The organism is Bacillus sp. FSL M8-0077 (assembly GCF_038050255.1).
Classification (GTDB): Bacteria; Bacillota; Bacilli; order Bacillales; family Bacillaceae; genus Bacillus; species Bacillus altitudinis.
In genome coordinates this window covers 2,549,259-2,567,499 of sequence record NZ_JBBPAF010000001.1, presented here as the reverse complement: position 1 = coordinate 2,567,499, position 18,241 = coordinate 2,549,259, and the positions used below count along the sequence as shown (strand labels likewise).

The 18,241-nt window shown below is 42.7% G+C and carries 21 protein-coding genes, 1 riboswitch and 1 other annotated feature; of the genes, 16 read left to right on the top strand and 5 right to left on the bottom strand.

Going from position 1 to position 18,241, the window contains the following annotated elements:
* Nucleotides 1-77 precede the first annotated feature (77 nt).
* The 9 genes from NST57_RS13245 to pheA all read left to right on the top strand — a co-directional run bounded on the left by NST57_RS13245 (nucleotide 78) and on the right by pheA (nucleotide 6,418).
* Nucleotides 78-869: a peptidoglycan DD-metalloendopeptidase family protein gene (locus NST57_RS13245; protein WP_142155611.1), complete on the top strand. Its 792-nt coding sequence runs from the start codon at nucleotides 78-80 to the stop codon at nucleotides 867-869.
* The gene (locus NST57_RS13240; protein WP_142155610.1) at nucleotides 862-1,731 is read left to right on the top strand and encodes a site-2 protease family protein; all 870 of its coding nucleotides are present in this window, start codon (nucleotides 862-864) and stop codon (nucleotides 1,729-1,731) included. Before NST57_RS13245 ends, NST57_RS13240 begins: the two co-directional genes overlap by 8 nt.
* A gap of 66 nt (nucleotides 1,732-1,797) precedes the next feature.
* Nucleotides 1,798-1,871, top strand: a sequence feature (ribosomal protein L21 leader region).
* Nucleotides 1,872-1,883: 12 nt separating this feature from the next.
* Nucleotides 1,884-2,192, top strand: a complete 309-nt coding sequence (gene rplU / locus NST57_RS13235) for a 50S ribosomal protein L21 (RefSeq protein ID WP_041090936.1) — start codon at nucleotides 1,884-1,886, stop codon at nucleotides 2,190-2,192.
* A 14-nt stretch (nucleotides 2,193-2,206) separates the two neighbouring features.
* Entirely contained in the window at nucleotides 2,207-2,545 is a 339-nt protein-coding gene (locus NST57_RS13230) for a ribosomal-processing cysteine protease Prp (protein WP_142155609.1), read from the top strand.
* Between the two features lie 12 nt (nucleotides 2,546-2,557).
* Nucleotides 2,558-2,842, top strand: coding sequence for a 50S ribosomal protein L27 (gene rpmA, locus NST57_RS13225; RefSeq protein ID WP_003216586.1), 285 nt, complete (start codon nucleotides 2,558-2,560; stop codon nucleotides 2,840-2,842).
* A 278-nt stretch (nucleotides 2,843-3,120) separates the two neighbouring features.
* The gene (locus NST57_RS13220; protein WP_142155608.1) at nucleotides 3,121-3,714 is read left to right on the top strand and encodes a Spo0B C-terminal domain-containing protein; all 594 of its coding nucleotides are present in this window, start codon (nucleotides 3,121-3,123) and stop codon (nucleotides 3,712-3,714) included.
* A 21-nt stretch (nucleotides 3,715-3,735) separates the two neighbouring features.
* Complete coding sequence (gene obgE / locus NST57_RS13215; RefSeq protein ID WP_142155607.1) at nucleotides 3,736-5,022, top strand: GTPase ObgE; 1,287 nt, start codon at nucleotides 3,736-3,738, stop codon at nucleotides 5,020-5,022.
* 55 nt (nucleotides 5,023-5,077) lie between these two features.
* Nucleotides 5,078-5,521 carry an ACT domain-containing protein gene (locus NST57_RS13210; protein WP_008342790.1) on the top strand — a complete coding sequence of 148 codons (444 nt, stop codon included), beginning with the start codon at nucleotides 5,078-5,080 and terminating at the stop codon, nucleotides 5,519-5,521.
* Between the two features lie 18 nt (nucleotides 5,522-5,539).
* Nucleotides 5,540-6,418 carry a prephenate dehydratase gene (pheA, locus tag NST57_RS13205; RefSeq protein ID WP_017358133.1) on the top strand — a complete coding sequence of 293 codons (879 nt, stop codon included), beginning with the start codon at nucleotides 5,540-5,542 and terminating at the stop codon, nucleotides 6,416-6,418.
* Between the two features lie 24 nt (nucleotides 6,419-6,442).
* Here pheA and NST57_RS13200 read toward each other — a convergent pair whose 3' ends face one another.
* Together NST57_RS13200 and NST57_RS13195 are read right to left on the bottom strand one after the other, a co-directional pair.
* The gene (locus tag NST57_RS13200; protein WP_017358132.1) at nucleotides 6,443-6,982 is read right to left on the bottom strand and encodes a transcription repressor NadR; all 540 of its coding nucleotides are present in this window, start codon (nucleotides 6,980-6,982) and stop codon (nucleotides 6,443-6,445) included.
* Nucleotides 6,983-6,985: 3 nt separating this feature from the next.
* Nucleotides 6,986-8,134, bottom strand: coding sequence for an IscS subfamily cysteine desulfurase (locus NST57_RS13195; protein WP_341298665.1), 1,149 nt, complete (start codon nucleotides 8,132-8,134; stop codon nucleotides 6,986-6,988).
* 92 nt (nucleotides 8,135-8,226) lie between these two features.
* Here NST57_RS13195 and nadB point away from each other — a divergent pair, with 92 nt between their 5' ends.
* From nadB to NST57_RS13170, 5 genes are all read left to right on the top strand, one after another.
* Nucleotides 8,227-9,798, top strand: a complete 1,572-nt coding sequence (gene nadB / locus NST57_RS13190) for an L-aspartate oxidase (RefSeq protein WP_142155604.1) — start codon at nucleotides 8,227-8,229, stop codon at nucleotides 9,796-9,798.
* The gene (gene nadC / locus NST57_RS13185) at nucleotides 9,780-10,643 is read left to right on the top strand and encodes a carboxylating nicotinate-nucleotide diphosphorylase (RefSeq protein ID WP_017367720.1); all 864 of its coding nucleotides are present in this window, start codon (nucleotides 9,780-9,782) and stop codon (nucleotides 10,641-10,643) included. The genes nadB and nadC overlap by 19 nt, the downstream gene beginning before the upstream one ends.
* Complete coding sequence (nadA, locus tag NST57_RS13180; RefSeq protein WP_341298664.1) at nucleotides 10,630-11,739, top strand: quinolinate synthase NadA; 1,110 nt, start codon at nucleotides 10,630-10,632, stop codon at nucleotides 11,737-11,739. Before nadC ends, nadA begins: the two co-directional genes overlap by 14 nt.
* 131 nt (nucleotides 11,740-11,870) lie before the next feature.
* Nucleotides 11,871-13,067 carry a SafA/ExsA family spore coat assembly protein gene (gene safA, locus NST57_RS13175; protein WP_341298663.1) on the top strand — a complete coding sequence of 399 codons (1,197 nt, stop codon included), beginning with the start codon at nucleotides 11,871-11,873 and terminating at the stop codon, nucleotides 13,065-13,067.
* A 133-nt stretch (nucleotides 13,068-13,200) separates the two neighbouring features.
* Nucleotides 13,201-13,821, top strand: a complete 621-nt coding sequence (locus NST57_RS13170; protein ID WP_017367717.1) for a YhcN/YlaJ family sporulation lipoprotein — start codon at nucleotides 13,201-13,203, stop codon at nucleotides 13,819-13,821.
* A gap of 47 nt (nucleotides 13,822-13,868) precedes the next feature.
* On the opposite strand, the gene NST57_RS13165 is transcribed toward NST57_RS13170, so the two are convergent.
* Nucleotides 13,869-14,501, bottom strand: a complete 633-nt coding sequence (locus tag NST57_RS13165) for a LysE family transporter (RefSeq protein WP_007501508.1) — start codon at nucleotides 14,499-14,501, stop codon at nucleotides 13,869-13,871.
* 238 nt (nucleotides 14,502-14,739) lie between these two features.
* Nucleotides 14,740-14,849: riboswitch (TPP riboswitch) on the top strand.
* Between the two features lie 126 nt (nucleotides 14,850-14,975).
* Here NST57_RS13165 and thiC point away from each other — a divergent pair.
* Nucleotides 14,976-16,736 carry a phosphomethylpyrimidine synthase ThiC gene (gene thiC / locus NST57_RS13160; RefSeq protein WP_142155600.1) on the top strand — a complete coding sequence of 587 codons (1,761 nt, stop codon included), beginning with the start codon at nucleotides 14,976-14,978 and terminating at the stop codon, nucleotides 16,734-16,736.
* Nucleotides 16,737-16,766: 30 nt separating this feature from the next.
* Here thiC and NST57_RS13155 read toward each other — a convergent pair whose 3' ends face one another.
* Nucleotides 16,767-16,916: a hypothetical protein gene (locus NST57_RS13155; RefSeq protein WP_200831231.1), complete on the bottom strand. Its 150-nt coding sequence runs from the start codon at nucleotides 16,914-16,916 to the stop codon at nucleotides 16,767-16,769.
* Between the two features lie 190 nt (nucleotides 16,917-17,106).
* Between NST57_RS13155 and NST57_RS13150 the strand changes: the two genes are divergently transcribed.
* Nucleotides 17,107-17,289 carry a hypothetical protein gene (locus tag NST57_RS13150; protein WP_008342761.1) on the top strand — a complete coding sequence of 61 codons (183 nt, stop codon included), beginning with the start codon at nucleotides 17,107-17,109 and terminating at the stop codon, nucleotides 17,287-17,289.
* Between the two features lie 217 nt (nucleotides 17,290-17,506).
* Here the strand turns inward: NST57_RS13150 and NST57_RS13145 are convergent, their stop codons facing one another.
* Complete coding sequence (locus tag NST57_RS13145) at nucleotides 17,507-18,151, bottom strand: protein kinase family protein (RefSeq protein WP_142155599.1); 645 nt, start codon at nucleotides 18,149-18,151, stop codon at nucleotides 17,507-17,509.
* Nucleotides 18,152-18,241: the final 90 nt, after the last annotated feature.

Below are 18,241 nucleotides of genomic sequence, written 5' to 3'. Positions count from 1 at the left end.
AATCGGTCTTTTTGTTGCATATCATATGAGGTCGCCACATAAAATGTACAAACTGTTTGTATGTAAAGGGTGATCTTATGAAAAGAGTGGACGAGTATCGAAAGAAAATAGCGCAGCGCCGCAAAATGAAGCAGCCAGCTGCTGCCCCTAAGAAGGCAGCTTTCAAGAAGAAAGATGATATTCCGCCATGGGTCATGTTAACAGAAGAAGAAAAGCATTCTGGCTCGGCTTCCTACGAGTCAACGTCTCACCAAACTAAAAAATTTCGCCATCCGTTATTTCATTCCAATACGTTTGTGCTTAAATGTTTACTTTCTGCCTCTCTTGTACTAATTGCCGCTATTTCATTTAAAGGGCAGGCGGGGCCATTTCAGCAGCTGAAGCCGATGATCAGTCAAACCTTTGAACAAGATTTTCAATTTGCCGCTGCCAACCGGTGGTTTGAGAAAACTGTCGGAAACCCACTTGCCTTTTTAACCGATAAAAAAGAAGGACAAAAGGACGTAAAAGCCAATCAAGAACTGGCTGTCCCTGCTTCTGGAAAAGTGCAGGAATCCTTCACGCAAAATGGTGCCGGAGTCAAAGTCGAAACATCTGCTGAAGCCATCGATAGTATGAAAGAAGGCTATGTCGTAGAGGTGAAAAAGAAAAGTGATACAGGGCTCACAGTCGTGGTGCAGCATGCAGATAACAGCTACAGCTGGTACGGCCAACTAAAAGAAGCTGATGTGGCCTTATACGATTTTGTCGATAAGGGTGAAAAAATTGGTCAAATTGCGCTTGATGAACAAGGGAAGGGGACATATTACTTCGCCATTAAGCAAAATGAACAGTTTATTGATCCCATTCAGGTGATGACCTTTGAATAGATGGCTGCTCATGCTGACAAAGGTCCATGTTCACCCGCTCCTTTGGATAGTGATGGCATTTGCCATTCTGTCAGGTCAAATTAAGCCGCTGCTTTGTCTGCTCATCATCGTCTGTGTCCATGAGCTTGGACATGCAGCGGCTGCTGGTTATTATCACTGGCGGATTCGGCGGATTTTTTTACTGCCATTTGGCGGGGCGGTAGAAGTAGAAGAGCATGGGAACCGTCCGCTAAAAGAAGAACTGGCCGTCATCTTATGCGGACCACTTCAGCATGTCCCGCTCCAGCTCGTCGCCTGGCTTCTCATGGAAGCCTCACTTATCTCATATGACGTCTTTACGATGTTTACCTTTTATAATATAGCGATTTTTTTAGTGAACCTTTTGCCCATTTGGCCGCTTGATGGCGGAAAATTATTCTTTTTGCTCTTATCTGTTTTTTACCCTTTCCAACAGGCACATGCCCTTGCAATAAAAGGCTCACTCATTTTTTTCGGTCTTTTGACAGCAGGGTTACTCTGTTTTGCTCCACTGCAATTCAACGGCTGGATTCTGCTCACTTTCTTAGCCTACTCCCTTGTGATGGAGCACCGGCAGCGCCATTATGTCAGGGTACGTTTTTTACTAGAACGTTATTACGGTAAAAAAGAGCACAAGGTAGAGAAACTCATTCCGCTGAGAGCCAGTGCTGAGGAGAAAATATATGAAGTGATGGCGCGATTCCAAAGGGGCTGTAAGCACCCCATTATTATCGAACGGAATGGTGTGAAAATGAGCCAGCTCGATGAAAATGAATTGCTTCATGCCTATTTTTCAGATCGAAGAACCACCTCTTCCATGGAAGATCTTCTTTTGCCGTACTAATGGTGAAAATACATTGACATTCAGCGTCTAATTTGATATATTTTTTAATGTTATGGATATGTAGCACCCGTGCTACAACCGCGCGGAGCAGGTGTAAAGTGCCTATTGGCCCCCTGTATTCGGCGAGTCTGAGTTTATTAGGAGGTGCAGAGATGTACGCAATTATCGAAACTGGTGGTAAACAAGTAAAAGTTGAAGAAGGTCAAACTGTTTATGTTGAAAAACTAACTGCTGAAGCAGGTGAAACAGTTACTTTCGAAAACGTATTGTTTGTCGGCGGAGACACTGTCAAAGTGGGTAACCCTTCAGTTGCTGGAGCAACAGTAACGGCTAAAGTTGAAAAACAAGGTCGCGGTAAGAAAATTACTGTGTTCAAGTACAAACCGAAGAAAAACAACCACAAGAAACAAGGTCATCGTCAACCTTACACTAAAGTTGTTATCGAAAAAATCAACGCTTAAGGCGTGTGAGTGATATGATCAAAGCAACCATTACTCGGTCGAAAGCAGATGAAAGCATTACGTCTTTTCAGATGACTGGACATGCCGAGTTTGCTGAAAAAGGTCAGGATCTCGTTTGTGCAGGTGTATCTGCTGTTGTTTTCGGGTCAGTCAATTCAATTATTGCACTGACAGGAATGGATCCACTGCTTGATATTGGAGATGAAGGCGGGTATTTCTCTTTTGAACTGCCAGCTGATACAGATCCAGTCACCTTTGAAAAAGCTCAGCTGCTTTTAGAAGGCATGGTCGTTTCCTTAGAAACAATTGAACGAGATTATCACGATTATGTGAGAATATCTACAAAAAAATAGGAGGTGAACTTCATGCTTAGATTAGATCTTCAATTTTTCGCATCTAAAAAAGGGGTAGGTTCTACAAAGAACGGACGTGACTCTGAGTCTAAACGTTTAGGCGCTAAACGTGCTGATGGTCAATTCGTAACTGGTGGTTCTATCCTTTATCGTCAACGTGGAACGAAAATCTATCCAGGTGAAAACGTTGGACGCGGAGGCGACGACACTCTTTTCGCTAAAATCGACGGAACAGTTAAATTCGAACGTTTCGGTCGTGACCGTAAAAAAGTGAGCGTATATCCTGCGGCACAATAATTGCTAAAAACTCCGGTCATTGACTGGAGTTTTTTTCACTATTCAGGGGGGCTTTTGCGCTTTTTACAAGTAGTACCGAAGATGATAAAAGAAGATGCACTCCATAAATATCAAAGAATGTTTGCTGACTTTGCCTCATTTTCTCCTATACGATCAGAAAAAACAACCTTTCCTCACATAACTAGTGTTTTTCTAAGCTGTCTTCTCTGTTATAATTCAGGGAGACATATTGATGATAAGACTCCTAAAAGAGAGACCAAACGATTGGGAGTGCGATAATGGAAGAGATACCAAGTAAACAAAACGAAAAATTAACTCACGTTGCATTAACGAATGAATTGATCCATCTGCTTAGTCGTTCAAGACACGACTGGATGAATAAATTGCAGTTAATCAAAGGCAACTTGACATTAGAAAAATATGACCGAGTGTTCGAAATAATAGAAGAAATGGTCATTGAAGCACAGCATGAATCCAAACTCTCAAATTTAAAAATTCCCCAATTGGCCTATTACTTTCTAACCTTTAATTGGGAGTCGCATTTTATCACCCTAGAATATGAAGTGCTTGGTGAAACCCGGGACTTATCAGCATATGAATCGCAGCTGCTAACGGTATCACGGGAGTTGTTTTCGATATTCGATCAATCAGTTTGCCAAAAAACTGAAAATCATTTAACGGTCACTTTCCAAACGGATCAGGAAGAGAATGATGTGATCTTATATTTTGATTTCAAAGGAAAATTAACAAGTTTGGATGCGTTAAATGCGTTTCATGACGCAAACTATCCATGTATGAGTATAACGCAATTTCATGTGACGAATCATGAGTCCATGATTGAGCTTTGTTTGAGGCAAGAACGAGATATGTGATGCAGAGAAACGGAGGAAGTTATGTTTGTAGATCAGGTTAAAGTGTATGTTAAAGGCGGTGACGGCGGAAACGGTATGGTGGCGTTCCGTCGTGAAAAATATGTGCCAAAAGGCGGGCCAGCTGGCGGCGACGGTGGAAATGGTGCAGATGTAGTTTTTGAAGTAGACGAAGGACTCAGAACGTTAATGGACTTTCGTTATAAGCGTCATTTCAAGGCGGACCGCGGCGAGCATGGAATGAGTAAAAACCAGCATGGCCGAAATGCGGAAGAAATGATTGTTAAAGTTCCGCCTGGTACAGTTGTGACAGATGCCGAGACGGAACAAGTGCTAGCTGACTTGACAGAGCATGGACAGCGGGCTGTGATTGCCAAAGGCGGACGTGGCGGACGTGGAAATTCACGCTTTGCAACACCAGCCAATCCTGCACCACAGCTGTCTGAAAACGGTGAGCCAGGTAAAGAACGTGACGTCATCTTAGAATTAAAAGTACTTGCAGATGTTGGACTTGTTGGTTTCCCAAGTGTCGGGAAGTCAACGCTGCTTTCGATTGTCTCTTCTGCGAAACCAAAAATTGCGGATTATCATTTTACAACGCTTGTGCCAAACCTCGGAGTTGTTGAAACAGACGATAGCCGAAGCTTTGTCATGGCGGATCTGCCAGGACTGATCGAAGGAGCGCACGAAGGTGTTGGCTTAGGTCATCAATTTTTACGCCACATTGAACGTACACGTGTCATTGTCCATGTCATTGATATGTCTGGACTTGAAGGGCGTGACCCATACGAAGACTACGTGACGATTAACGAAGAGCTTGAGCAATACAATATGAGATTGACAGAGCGTCCGCAAATCATTGTAGCGAACAAAATGGACATGCCGGATGCAGCTGACAATCTAGCGGCATTTAAAGAAAAATTAACAGATGACTATAAAGTGTTCCCAATTAGTGCGATCACAAGAGAAGGGCTTCGTGAGCTCTTATTTGAAATCGCCAATCAGCTTGAAACAACACCGGAATTCCCGCTCTACAATGAAGAAGAGCTCTCTGATAACCGTGTGATGTACAAGTTTGATGAAGGAGAAGCAGCATTTGAGATCTCAAGAGATCCTGATGGTACGTTTGTCTTAACTGGTAAAGCACTTGAGCGTCTGTTTAAGATGACAGACTTCTCAAGAGACGAGTCAGTGAAACGATTCTCTAGACAGCTGCGCGGAATGGGCGTTGATGATGCCCTGCGTGAGCGTGGTGCAAAAGATGGAGACATCATTCGTCTGCTTGAATTTGAATTTGAATTTATCGATTGATCAAAAGGAGGGTCCAGTTCATGGGCTCTCCCGTTTTTAAAAGGGGAGAAAACAGGTGAAAGAAGAAACGTTCTATTTAGTAAGAGAGGATGTACTTCCGGATGCGATGCGAAAAACGCTTGAAGTCAAAAAGCTTCTCGATCGCAAAAAAGCGGATTCAGTTGCCGATGCTGTTCAAAAAGCGGATTTAAGCCGCAGTGCTTTTTATAAATATCGAGATGCTGTGTTTCCATTTTATACTATGGTCAAAGAGCAGATCATCACATTGTTTTTCCACCTGGAGGATCGGTCTGGGGCTTTGTCTAGGCTGCTGCAAATTGTGGCTGACTCTGGCTGTAATGTGTTATCCATTCACCAAACGATTCCGCTGCAAGGAAGAGCGAATGTCACCCTGTCGATCAGTACGGCCGGCATGGCAGATGATATCAATACAGTCATGAATCAATTAAGAAAACTTGAATTTGTCGAAAAAGTTGAAATTCTAGGTTCTGGGGCGTAAAAGGAGAGATCATAGCAGATGAAGCAATTAACGGTAGGTTACTTTGGACCAGAGGCCACATTTACTCATTTGGCTGTCTGTTCTTGTTTTCCAAAAGATGCAGAGCAGCGGGCTTATGCAACCATTCCGCAATGTATGGATGCAGTGTCAAAGGGAGAAGTAGATTTGGCGGTCGTTCCACTTGAAAATGCACTCGAAGGATCTGTGAACTTAACGATTGATTATTTAATTCATGAGGACGCTTTGTCCATTGTGGGCGAAATGACAGCACCGATTCGCCAGCACCTGCTTGTCCATCCATCGAGAGCGGAGAGCTGGGAGACATTAGATGTGATTCAGTCACATCCGCACGCCATTGCGCAGTGTCATCAATTTTTGAAGAGGCAGTTCCCTAATATTCCGCATCGGCCAGTGGAATCAACAGGCTATGCAGCGAAATACATCAGTGAGCATCCAGATGAAGCTGTTGGTGCGATTGCGAATGAAATCGCCGCAAAAACGTACGGATTGACGATTGCGAAAAAAGACATTCATGATTATCCGCACAATCATACACGTTTTGTTATTTTACATAAAGAGGCGAAGGCATCGTTCCCAATGAATTCTGGTTTTTCTTCAAAGCCAAAAACGACCATTGTTGTCAGCCTGCCAAAGGATGATCAGTCAGGTGCATTGCACCGCGTGTTATCAGCTTTTTCATGGCGGAATCTCAATTTGTCCAAAATTGAATCGCGTCCGACAAAAACAGGCCTTGGACACTATTTATTTATCATTGATATCGAAAAAGAAATGGATGATGTACTTGTCCCTGGCGCCATTCAAGAATTAGAAGCGATTGGCTGTGAGGTGAAACTGCTCGGCAGCTATCAAACATATGAATTAACGAATGAAAAATAGTGTCCTGCTGGGGACACTATTTTTTTAGTCTTTAATGAGAAATCCAGCGTCATCAAGCGCTTGAATGGCTTGGTCAAGCTGCTTTTGGCTGTAGGAAGTAAGGGTATGTAAATGTACACCGTCTGTCAGCTCTGACAAGTAGGAGGCGCCTGTATTGGAAATATGATGAACGAAGTCAGCCACTTGTTTGCGTGTACTCACGCGAATAGAGGCCGTCAGCTCTCCATAAACAGGGTGCTCAATGATCACGTCTTTCACCGTTACACCGTAGTCTACAATCAGTGTCAGCTCCTCTTCTGTACGATGAGGATCGTGCTTGCAAGCGATAATCTGTTCAATTTCAGTTTCCGGTGTATGCTGCGCCATATACACATAGCCTTGGCTTGTGGCAATAATGGGTTCGTTTTTTGCTTTTAGTAATGAAATATCTTGTACAATGACTTGTCGTGAGACAGCGGCTTTTTTAGCTAAAAAACTTCCGGTGAGTGGTGTATCAGTCTCTTGTAGCCACTTTAAAATGGCGTTTCTTCTTTCTTCGCCAATGAGTTTTCTCTCTTGTTCCACGTTTTATGCTCCTTTCTTCTCCTTTTGCAAGCTCTCAAATGTATGCAAAAGCTGATCGATGTCATCCTTTGATGATCCTTGTCCAAATGATAGTCGAATGAATTGAAGGGCATCACGATCTGATACATGTAATGCCTTCACAGCAGGGGAAGGGTGATGATAACCAGAAGCGCAGGCACTTCCTGTGGATATACAAATCCTATGCCGGTTACAAGCTAACATTACATATTGTCCTTCAAACCCTTCAAAAAAACAACCAATAATATGAGGCAGCGTGCGGCGCTGATCATTTTCTTGCAGCATGCGTACAGGGAGCTTCCGTTTTTTTAGCTGCTGAAGAAAATAATCACGAAGCTGAATATCTAGCTGTTGCTGTTGATCTATTTTCAGCATGATTTGCTCGCTCGCAGCTACAAAAGCACCGATGCATGGAACGTTCACTGTCCCCGGGCGTAGACCATTTTCCTGTACAGTATCTTGATATATAGGCTTCCAAGGGACATGTGCCCCCATATAGACAGCACCGGCGCCCTTAGGTGCATACACTTTATGACTCGAAATGGAGAGGGCATCAACTCCAAGTTCTCTAATCGACACACGCATTTTTCCGAATGTTTGCACTGCATCTGTATGAAAAAGAATGTCTCTTTCTTTTAAGAGCGTTGCTAATTCAGCTAATGGCTGAATAATCCCAGTTTCTGAGTTGGCATGCTGGATGGATACTAGTCCGGTTTCAGGCAATAGAGCCTGTTTGAGAAGCTCCTTTGTGATGATTCCTTCTTGATTCGGTTCTATGACCGTCACCTTCACACCGAGACGCTGCAAGGCATTGACCGCATGATGAACGGAAGGATGCTCTACTGATGTGGTAATGACATGCTGTTTATGTGGAGGCAGCCCATTTATGATCGATTGAATCGCAAGGATATTGGATTCAGTTCCGCCACTTGTAAAGTAAATGCCATCAGGTTCGCCCTCTAGAATCGCTGCAAGTGATTGTCTGCTGTAAGCCAAGATTTCATTTGCTCTTCCACCTGCATCATGCAGGCTGCTCGCATTTCCGTAACATTCTTTGCTCAACTGCTGAAATACATGCAGTGATTCCTCAGAAACTGGTGTAGAAGCTGCATAATCTAAATAAATCAAATCCATCCATCTCCTGTGTGAAAATTTTTTCTTGTATTTATTGTAGTGTTGTGTAATGATATGTGTCAAGACAGGTGTAAATGACAGGAGGGGCAATTGTGTCATCTATCAAAAAAGTCATTGTGGTGGGGTCGGGCATTGCGGCTCTTTCCTTTGTGAATACGATCTCAGAGAACTGCCAAGTCATCATGATGACAAAAAAACAATTTTCCTCTAGTAATTCCATGCTCGCACAAGGGGGAATCGCTGCTGCCTTTTCCGCACATGATTCTGTCGATCAGCATGTGCAAGACACTTTAGCAGCGGGGTGTGGTCACAATGATGACAAAACTGTACAGGAGATCGTCCGTCATGGAAAAGATCTTGTAGAGAAGCTCGTGGAAGAGGGCTGCCCATTTGATCGAGATGAAACGGGAATCCCGCAGTTAGGTAAAGAGGGAGCCCATACGACCCATCGCATTTTGCATGCAGGAGGAGATCAAACGGGAAAAACCCTCGTGCAGTTTTTGAAGGGGAAGCTCGGCGCACATATTCATGTATACGAAAACCATCATGTCATTGATTTATTAGTTCATGAAGAGAAATGTACCGGTGTTGTGTGGAAAGACGAGAAAGGTCATGTACATACAATGACGGCAGATGCAGTTGTATTATCCACTGGTGGCTGTGGATCCTTATATGAAACAAACACAAATGATCCGTCTGTGACAGGAGACGGTCTGATGATGGCCTATCGCGCAGGGGCACAGCTAGTAGATCTCGAATTTGTGCAATTCCATCCGACCCTTTTGACCACTTCAGGTAAAGCGATCGGTCTCGTATCAGAGGCAGTCAGGGGAGAGGGCGCCTATTTAGAAGATGAATCAGGCAGACGGATCATGAAAGGAATACACCCGCAGAGCGATTTAGCGCCTAGAGATGTGGTGGCAAGGACCATTTTCCATGAGCAGCAACTCGGTCATTCCATTTATCTTAACATCCGTGATATTCCGCATTTTTCTGCACGTTTTCCTGCGATTGCTGCGATGTGTCAGCGTGCGGGAGTTGATATGGCAAGCGGCCGGCTGCCAGTTTCACCCGGTATGCACTTTTTAATGGGTGGAATTAAGGTGAATGAACATGGAGAAACAACAGTTCCATCACTTTTCGCCATTGGTGAAGCAGCTTGTACAGGTTTACACGGCGCCAATCGACTAGCAAGTAATTCGCTCTTAGAAGGTCTCGTTTTAGGAAACAAGGCGGCACGGTATGTTGAGCGGTTGCAAGCCCAGCAAGATAAAAACCTTGCTCCTTCAATTCAAGAAGTATGGTCGGTCCCAACGGTGTCACAGGCTCAGCTCAGAAAATGGATGACAGCATATGCCGCAATTGTGAGAGATGAGAAAGGTTTACAGGCCTTGCTCGATCATTTAGAACAAGTCTCTTTTCAGCAAATTAATGTGAAGAATATCACAAATGAACAGATCGAAATAAGCAATCAATGGGCTTTAGCGATATGCCTTGTCAGGTCCGCATTACTCCGAACAGAAAGCAGGGGCGGTCATTATCGCACCGATTATCCAAATCGGCACGATGCTTCGTGGCGAGCAAAACAGATTGTACATGAACAGGGCCATATTTATACCGTAAAAAATGAAAGGATTGGTGCCAAATGGAACGTTTACAGTTAAAGCAAATGCTCACTCATTTTTTAAAAGAAGATATTGGGTTTGGAGATGTATCCGCTGATGCCATCTTTGGAGACAAGAAAGGAACAGCTTACATCATGGCGAAACAATCAGGCGTATTGGCCGGGACACAAGTCATTGATATGGGATACAAACTGCTGAATGAACAAGTTCAAACTGAGCTGTTTTTCCAGGAAGGTGATTGGATTCATGAAGGGGCTGTACTGGCACAAATAACAGGCCCCGTCAACGACTTGCTGAAAGGGGAGCGGGTGGTGTTGAATATCCTGCAAAGAATGACAGGGATTGCTACACTAACGCATGAAGCAGTAGAGCGATTAGCTGATCCATCTATTACGATTTGTGATACGAGAAAGACGACACCCGGTTTGCGCATGCTGGAGAAGTACGCAGTAAAAGTCGGAGGCGGAAAGAATCATCGTTTCGGCTTATCAGATGGGGTGATGATTAAAGATAATCATATTGCGGCTTGTGGTTCTATCAGGGAAGCTGTGGAGAAAGCAAGAGCATACGCCGGTCATATGGTGAAAATTGAAGTGGAAATTGAATCAGAAGCACAGCTGATGGAAGCCATTGATGCCAAAGCAGATGTCATCATGTTTGACAACTGCTCTCCAGACGAAGTGAAGCGCTTTAAACAAATGACCCCTGAAACCATATTGACAGAGGCATCAGGCGGCATCACGTTAGAGAATGTGGCTAACTACCGGGGGACAGGTGTAGACCTTATTTCACTTGGATTCCTCACACATTCTGCTCCATCATTCGATTTTAGTATGAATATGGAATTCAGCCATAAAGGGGGAACGACTCATGTCCATGCTTAATGTGTTAGCAGCGCAGCATACAGCCATGATGCCAGATGAATATAAACAGCGCTCTTATGATGAAATGAAAGAGAGAGTATTAGAGATTAAACGCGCTTTTGGATCAAAGCTTTTTATACCAGGTCATCATTATCAAAAAGATGAAGTCATCCAATTTGCTGATGTGACAGGTGATTCATTGCAGCTTGCACAAATTGCTGCTGACAATCACGAAGCAGAATACATTGTATTTTGCGGGGTTCATTTTATGGCAGAAACGGCCGATATGCTATCAAAAAAGAATCAGCACGTCTTTTTGCCAGATATGAGAGCAGGTTGTTCAATGGCAGATATGGCGAACATGAAACAAACAGACAGGGCGTGGGATAGGCTCACTGAGCTGTTTGGGGATACGATCCTTCCGCTGACTTATGTGAACTCAACGGCTGATATTAAAGCATTTGTCGGCAAACATGGCGGATCGACTGTCACATCATCAAACGCTAAAAAAGTATTGGAGTGGGCGCTGACCCAAAAAGAGCGGATTCTTTTTCTTCCTGATCAGCATTTAGGGCGTAACACGGCCTATGATTTAGGGATTCCGCTAGAGGAAATGGCTGTCTGGGATCAAATAGAAGAAAAGCTCATCACCGACCAACCGCTTCATCGAATCAAAATGATTTTATGGAAAGGTCATTGCTCTGTTCATGAGAAATTTACCATTGAGAATATTGAACAAACGAGAAAACGTGACCGTGACATACAGATTCTTGTTCATCCAGAGTGTGCGCATGAAGTTGTAAAGGCTTCTGATCTAGCCGGTTCAACGAAATTTATTATTGATACGATCAAGCAGGCACCAGCAGGAAGTAAGTGGGCCATTGGAACAGAAATGAATTTAGTGAAACGCATCATTGACCAGCACCCTGACAAACAAATCGAATCCCTCAATCCAGATATGTGTCCATGTTTGACAATGAACCGTATTGATCTGCCTCATCTACTATGGTCACTTGAAAGCATTGAAAAAGGGGAGCCGGTCGGTTTGATTCAAGTGAATGAAGAGACGACAAAAGAGGCATTGCTCGCTTTAAATAAGATGCTCACCATTAAATAATGAAGTGTCCCCTCCTATCAGAAAACAAGTTTTTATCATATCGGCTTGTAAATAGGCATAAATTTATGTTGAAACATATTGTACTTCTGACATAACCGCTACGTTCACGTTTTGCATAGGAGGGGAAAACGTTGAAAATTCATATTGTGCAAAAAGGAGACTCCCTTTGGAAAATTTCAAAGAAGTACGGAGTCGACTTTCAAGAATTGAAAAAATTAAATTCGCAGCTCAGTAATCCAGATTTGATTATGCCAGGAATGAAAATCAAAATTCCATCTAGTGGTGTTCCTGTAAAAACCGATCATCACAAAGCAAAAGAAATGCCAAAAGCAAAAGAACACCCGTATGTAAAAGAAAAGCCAAAGGATGTCGTGCAAGTTCAAGATACGAAGCCGAAGGAAAAGCCGAATGAACCGGTACCTTATGTGCCACCAGTACCAAAGATTGAACAGCCAGTTTTTCCACAAGTTGATGTAAACTATTATCAGACGAATCTCTACCAGCCATTCACGCCTCCTCCCAAAAAAGAACATCATGAGAAAAAAGATCACGTTCATGAAAAGAAAGATCATGTTCATGAGAAAAAGGATCATAAAGATCACAAGGACCATTTTCATCATGAAAATAAGGATCATTTCAAAGATGAAGTGGCAAAGGGATATGATCCATTCATTCATATCCCACATCAAAAAGAGGAGGGAAAAGATATGGAGCATAGTAATTACCCAAACCTTCCTAATTTCCCGCAAATGCCGAATGTTGGAGGGGCAGCAGTAGGGGGCATGGCTGAAAATAAAGAGCATCACCACCATCATCAAGAATCATATGATCCTTATTATGGTTATGGTCATGGTCATTACATGCCAGCAATGTATCCATATCCGCAGCAAATGGTACCCGCTTCTCCTATTTTGCCGGGATCAGGCCTTTGTTATCCGGTACAGCCGTATTATCACCATCACATGATGCCGTACCCTTATCCGGCGGCTCAGCCGTATTACCCTGCGTATCAAGCACCAGCTTATTACGGTGAACATCACGAGCATCATGCAAACGACGGGCATCACTGGCACCACCATATGCATCCAAATGCAGGAGCGAATGCGAATGCCAATCAAGGCTTTTATCCAAACGCTCCAAATGAAGCATATGGCAAGGAAGACTGCGGATGCGATGATGGTATGAAGCATCATCAGCCATGGCCTGGACATTATCCAAACCCTGTTCCATATGGTCAAATGGGTGCTTATCCAGCTCAGCCTTATATGCAGCAGCCTTATCAAAATCCATCTGTCTTTGCAAGACCAGAAGAAGACGAAGAAGATTAATGACACAAGGGACGATCTCAATCGTTCCTTTTTTTGTTTATAACTGACAGCTTGTTTTTGTCCTCAACTGTACATGCTAAAACAGAGCCTGTTTTGCGCTCATGAGATTCAATTTGTACAGGGGGTTTTTCGTTTGAGACAAAAATGGCAAAAAACAATCGCCTTAGTGCTTCTACCTATTGGATTAACGGCATGTGGTACAAATAACAATGCGGGTGTAGATACACGTCATAATCAATCTGGCCAGCCAGTTGGATACCACTCCAATCAACAGGCAACAGACAACAATCAAGATCATCAAGGACCGGTTTCTGAGCTTATGGAGGGAATGAACGGAAGAAATACAACGAATGTTGATTATCGTTCACGCCCTACACAGGATCAAGTGAGAATGCCGCTTACTGGTGGAGATGGACGCTACAGTCATGGAGATATGAACTATCATAACCAAATGTCGTTCTCTGGCTACGATAAACAAGAGAACATCCAGCGTTCAAGAAAAATCGCCAACCGAGTGAACAAAATGAACCATGTGACAGACTCACAAGTCATGGTGACGGATGAAAATGTGTATATTGCTCTTAAAACAGATGGGCGCTTGACATCAGAGGGTGTATCACAAGTAGAAGAAGCAGCGACTCGTTATGCAGATGGAAGAGCTGTCCAAGTCATTAAAGACGAAGGCGCATTTACACGCTTCAGAGATATGAGAAAAACGCAATTTGAAACAGGTCAGACAGGCATGACCCGATAGGCTGGAATAAAAAAGGCTAAAGTTCGTCATGAACTTTAGCCTTTTCTTTAAAAATACACCTTAATCCCGATATAAAATTCATAAAAGAAATAACAGCCAAATCCAAGTAATAAAATACCGGCAATAATGGATGTCCACTTAATCATTGTTCGATTCATCACTTTTCTTGTTAGAGAAACAATCGTGAGAAGACCGATGTCATGAAGAAGAATCCCCGCCAAAATACCAGCAGCAGCCAATATAAATTCAGATGAATTTGTATTCGTATAAGCATCTGCGAGTACGGCACCAAACACAGATACCCAGAACACAAGGTTTCCAGGGGATACCGCTACGAGTAGACCATTTCGATATGTTTTAGCGAATGATTTATTCACTTTTTCTCCTGCTAAATGAATGTCTTGATCCGCATTTTTAATCGAATCGTAGGCAAGAATAATTAAAAAAATGGCACCGATCAGCCAGAGCGGAATTTGGATAAAGGGCAAAGATAAAAATTGAGCAAATCCAGCATATAAAGCCAAGATGAGCAATATATCGATGGTCATACCACCAGCGCCTACAGTTAATCCATGAAAGAATCCGTTTTTTAATCCCTGCTTTGTCATTTCAACCGTGATCGCTCCAACAGGTAGAGCAATTGAGAATCCAACGACGATAAATGTAAGAAATGTTTGCAATCGACTAGAACTTCCTTTGAATCATGTTTGTATAAAAATTCTCCGTTTAGATTAATTATACATATCAGGAGAAAAGGATCAATGATTATTACTGATTTAATCGAAATGAGAGAGATAGATCGTGTATAGAAAGATGTATATCGTGAAGATCGTGTATTCATTGTAGGGGAAAGGAACTATTTTCCTGAAACTTCTTTTTTTCATTTCTCAGCTATGCTACACTGTTGTGGAAATCAATATAAGTGACTAGGGGTGCCCGGAAATGCGGGCTGAGAGAGAAGACAAGCTTCTTAACCCTTTGGACCTGATCTGGCTCGTACCAGCGTGGGGAAGTTGAAGATGATACATGTGCCATGTGTATGGCATACATGTTTTTTTCTGACGACGAAACCAGGTTCTTTACATAGAATCTGGTTTTTTGCTGGTGCTGATTCCATCCTGTCCGGTGACACGAAAAAAAGGAGAGAACAGCAAATGAATGAAAAGACAAATGTTCCATCAACGCAATCTTTATTATCAAACTTTGAAGGCAGTCGAAAGGTATATGAACAAGGCTCAAGACCTGATATTTTGGTGCCAAAAAGAGAAATTACGCTCACAAATACAGTGACACAAGCAGGTGATATCCAAAATGAACCGATTCGTGTGTACGATACAAGTGGGCCTTATACAGATGAGGAGGCTGATATTGATGTCACAAAGGGGTTAAAGCGCCTGAGATCAGCATGGATTAAGGAAAGAGAAGATACTGAAAGCTATGAAGGTCGTCAAGTAAAGCCAGAAGATAATGGGTATCGCTTGAAGGGGAAAGAATCCTTTCAAGCTGCCCATACAGATTTTCATCATGTGCCGCTCCGCGGGAAACAAGGTGCTTGTGTGACGCAAATGCATTATGCAAAAAAGGGGATCATTACACCTGAAATGGAGTTTATCGCTTTGAGAGAACAGCTAAGTCCCGAGTTTGTTAGAGAGGAAGTGGCTAGTGGAAGAGCGGTCATTCCAGCGAATATTAACCATCCTGAAAGTGAGCCGATGATCATCGGAAAGAATTTTCACGTGAAAATTAATGCGAATATTGGCAATTCAGCTGTGACATCGTCCATTGAAGAAGAAGTGGAGAAGATGACATGGGCAATTAGATGGGGGGCAGATACGATGATGGACCTGTCTACAGGAAAGGACATTCATACAACGAGAGAATGGATTATCCGCAATTGCCCAGTCCCAGTAGGAACTGTCCCAATTTATCAGGCACTTGAAAAAGTGAATGGAATCGCAGAAAATTTGACGTGGGAAGTATACCGAGACACATTAATTGAACAGGCGGAGCAAGGGGTTGACTACTTCACCATTCATGCGGGCGTCCTGTTAAGGTATATTCCGCTCACAGTAGAGCGGGTCACTGGAATTGTTTCAAGAGGCGGAGCCATTATGGCAAGATGGTGTCTCGCTCATCATCAAGAGAACTTTCTGTATACCCATTTTGAAGAAATTTGTGAAATCATGAAAACGTATGACATTGCCTTTTCGCTTGGGGATGGGCTCAGACCTGGATCCATTGCGGACGCAAATGATGAAGCACAGTTTGCAGAGCTCGAAACGTTAGGAGAATTGACAGAGATCGCTTGGAAACATGATGTACAGGTCATGATTGAAGGACCCGGACATGTTCCAATGGATAAGATCAAAGAGAATGTCGATAAGCAGATGGAGATTTGCAAAGAGGCACCTTTTTATACGTTAGGCCCTCTAACAACAGATATTGCACCGGGATATGATCATATTACATCCGCTATCGGTGCGGCGATGATCGGCTGGTATGGAACCGCCATGCTGTGCTATGTAACACCAAAAGAGCATTTAGGTCTGCCGAACAAAGAAGATGTAAGAGAAGGCGTCATCGCCTATAAAATTGCCGCACATGCAGCTGATGTAGCAAAAGGACATCCTGCTGCTCAAAAGCGTGATGATGCCTTATCAAAAGCGAGATTTGAATTTAGATGGTGGGATCAATTTCACCTGTCACTTGACCCAGAACGAGCGCTGTCATTCCATGATGAAACATTGCCTGCTGAAGGTGCTAAAACCGCTCATTTCTGTTCCATGTGTGGACCAAAGTTTTGCAGTATGAAAATTTCCCATGACATCCGCAACCAATCAGAAGAAGTGAAAAGAGAGATGGAGAAGAAGGCAAAAGAGTTTATCAGTCAAGGAAGTCAAATCTATCAATCCTAAAAAAACCTCCCACTCCTCTAGTGCGGGGGTTTATAAAACGGCTGAAATGGCTTTTCTCACGAGGTGCAAAAATGCTCTTACTGCAACCGCCATCGTTTCAATACTTGGGATGAGGGCATCTGTTAAATGAAACAGGACTGTTTGTCTCTCTGGAGATGTTCGTTTTTTCTTTTGTTTCATAAAGACAGCCTCCTTTTCATTCAATATACTTCTTTTGAAGAGTATCTAGATGGATATGTTGTGCGAATTTAAACAAAATTTAAACTTCTTGTGTTTAGAAGGAAAGAAGCAGGGGAAACGGATTGAATAGAGAATGAATGAAAAGAGCTGACCGATTCGGTTAGTGAACAAGAGAGTGGAAGGTGATCTTATGATGAAAGTATTTAAGGTAACATTTCATATGAACAATGGGGAAGTGCTCGATTTCGAGCTAAAACGTCCAGCTACCTATGATGTGTATAAAAAAATTGAGGAAGCCAATCATTGGTTTAAGCTGAATAATGAAATCATTAACCTATTAAATGTGAATAGTATCCATGTAGAAACAGAATAAAACAGAAATCCGGTCAAAGAGAGCGGATTCATCATTTTGACAAAGGGCTAAAATGATCTTTATTTTAGTCCTTTGTCTTCTTTTTAGCGTGATAGAAAACTTAGAAAGGACGAGTACCGGAGCGAATGTGACATTCATGAGGACCGGCAAGCAGGACTGACACCGAATGCGAGGGTTTGTCTACACGCTGAAAGCCGCTCGAAGAGAGCGGCTTTCATTAGGCAGTAAAATCATTTCGATTGTTCAACTGGCCTCGAGACAACCAGTTTTTCTTATATAAATAAGCAATCACTTCAAGCCACAGACGCGGCGTTTTTTTAGGGAAAAAAGGTTTTTGATAATAGGCGTATGCAGCTTTTAAATCATCCCATTGATGACATGTTTTCGTTTGCGTGAAGCGGGCGACGTCAATGACCCTCACGCGGCCATCCTTTGTTAAAATTAAATTTCGTAGATGAATATCAGAAGGATTTAAACCTTTACCGCGTGCTTCTTCTAATGCATCATCTACTTGTTCAATCATTTGTTTTTTGATCGGAATTCCTTTTGTCAGGCATTCATAGAAAGTATAGCCTTTAATATATTCCATTAAAATATACTGATCTCCAGACTCGTAAATCTCAGGATAATAGGAGGAGCCGGAAAGTTTTTCATAAATTGCAGCCTCTTTGCGGGCGATGTTTCGATAAGAAGGAAAAAAGACTTTTAACGCCATTTTCTTGCCGTCTTTTTTGTATGAAAATACATAGGCACTTCTTCCTTTGCCGCACAGCTCAAGCTCAGCCGGTTTAAAGACGAGCTTATTAAAACGCTTTTCTTCTTGATACTGAATCGATTCGGCTAATCTTTTGAGATCTGACATTGACTTCACCTTCTTTGGTTTCAGTTTATGCGGCTAAAAAACGAATGATGAAAAAACCATGTGATTCGGTAGAGCAATGGATTGTATAAA

Coding starts and splice junctions, on each gene's coding strand:
- NST57_RS13155 (WP_200831231.1), bottom strand. CDS start 16,916: ATGAAACAAAAGAAAAAACGAACATCTCCAGAGAGACAAACAGTCCTG.
- NST57_RS13220 (WP_142155608.1), top strand. CDS start 3,121: ATGGAAGAGATACCAAGTAAACAAAACGAAAAATTAACTCACGTTGCA.
- NST57_RS13145 (WP_142155599.1), bottom strand. CDS start 18,151: ATGTCAGATCTCAAAAGATTAGCCGAATCGATTCAGTATCAAGAAGAA.
- rpmA (WP_003216586.1), top strand. CDS start 2,558: ATGCTTAGATTAGATCTTCAATTTTTCGCATCTAAAAAAGGGGTAGGT.
- NST57_RS13150 (WP_008342761.1), top strand. CDS start 17,107: ATGATGAAAGTATTTAAGGTAACATTTCATATGAACAATGGGGAAGTG.
- nadC (WP_017367720.1), top strand. CDS start 9,780: ATGGAACGTTTACAGTTAAAGCAAATGCTCACTCATTTTTTAAAAGAA.
- rplU (WP_041090936.1), top strand. CDS start 1,884: ATGTACGCAATTATCGAAACTGGTGGTAAACAAGTAAAAGTTGAAGAA.
- nadA (WP_341298664.1), top strand. CDS start 10,630: ATGTCCATGCTTAATGTGTTAGCAGCGCAGCATACAGCCATGATGCCA.
- NST57_RS13245 (WP_142155611.1), top strand. CDS start 78: ATGAAAAGAGTGGACGAGTATCGAAAGAAAATAGCGCAGCGCCGCAAA.
- NST57_RS13195 (WP_341298665.1), bottom strand. CDS start 8,134: ATGGATTTGATTTATTTAGATTATGCAGCTTCTACACCAGTTTCTGAG.
- NST57_RS13230 (WP_142155609.1), top strand. CDS start 2,207: ATGATCAAAGCAACCATTACTCGGTCGAAAGCAGATGAAAGCATTACG.
- pheA (WP_017358133.1), top strand. CDS start 5,540: ATGAAGCAATTAACGGTAGGTTACTTTGGACCAGAGGCCACATTTACT.
- thiC (WP_142155600.1), top strand. CDS start 14,976: ATGAATGAAAAGACAAATGTTCCATCAACGCAATCTTTATTATCAAAC.
- obgE (WP_142155607.1), top strand. CDS start 3,736: ATGTTTGTAGATCAGGTTAAAGTGTATGTTAAAGGCGGTGACGGCGGA.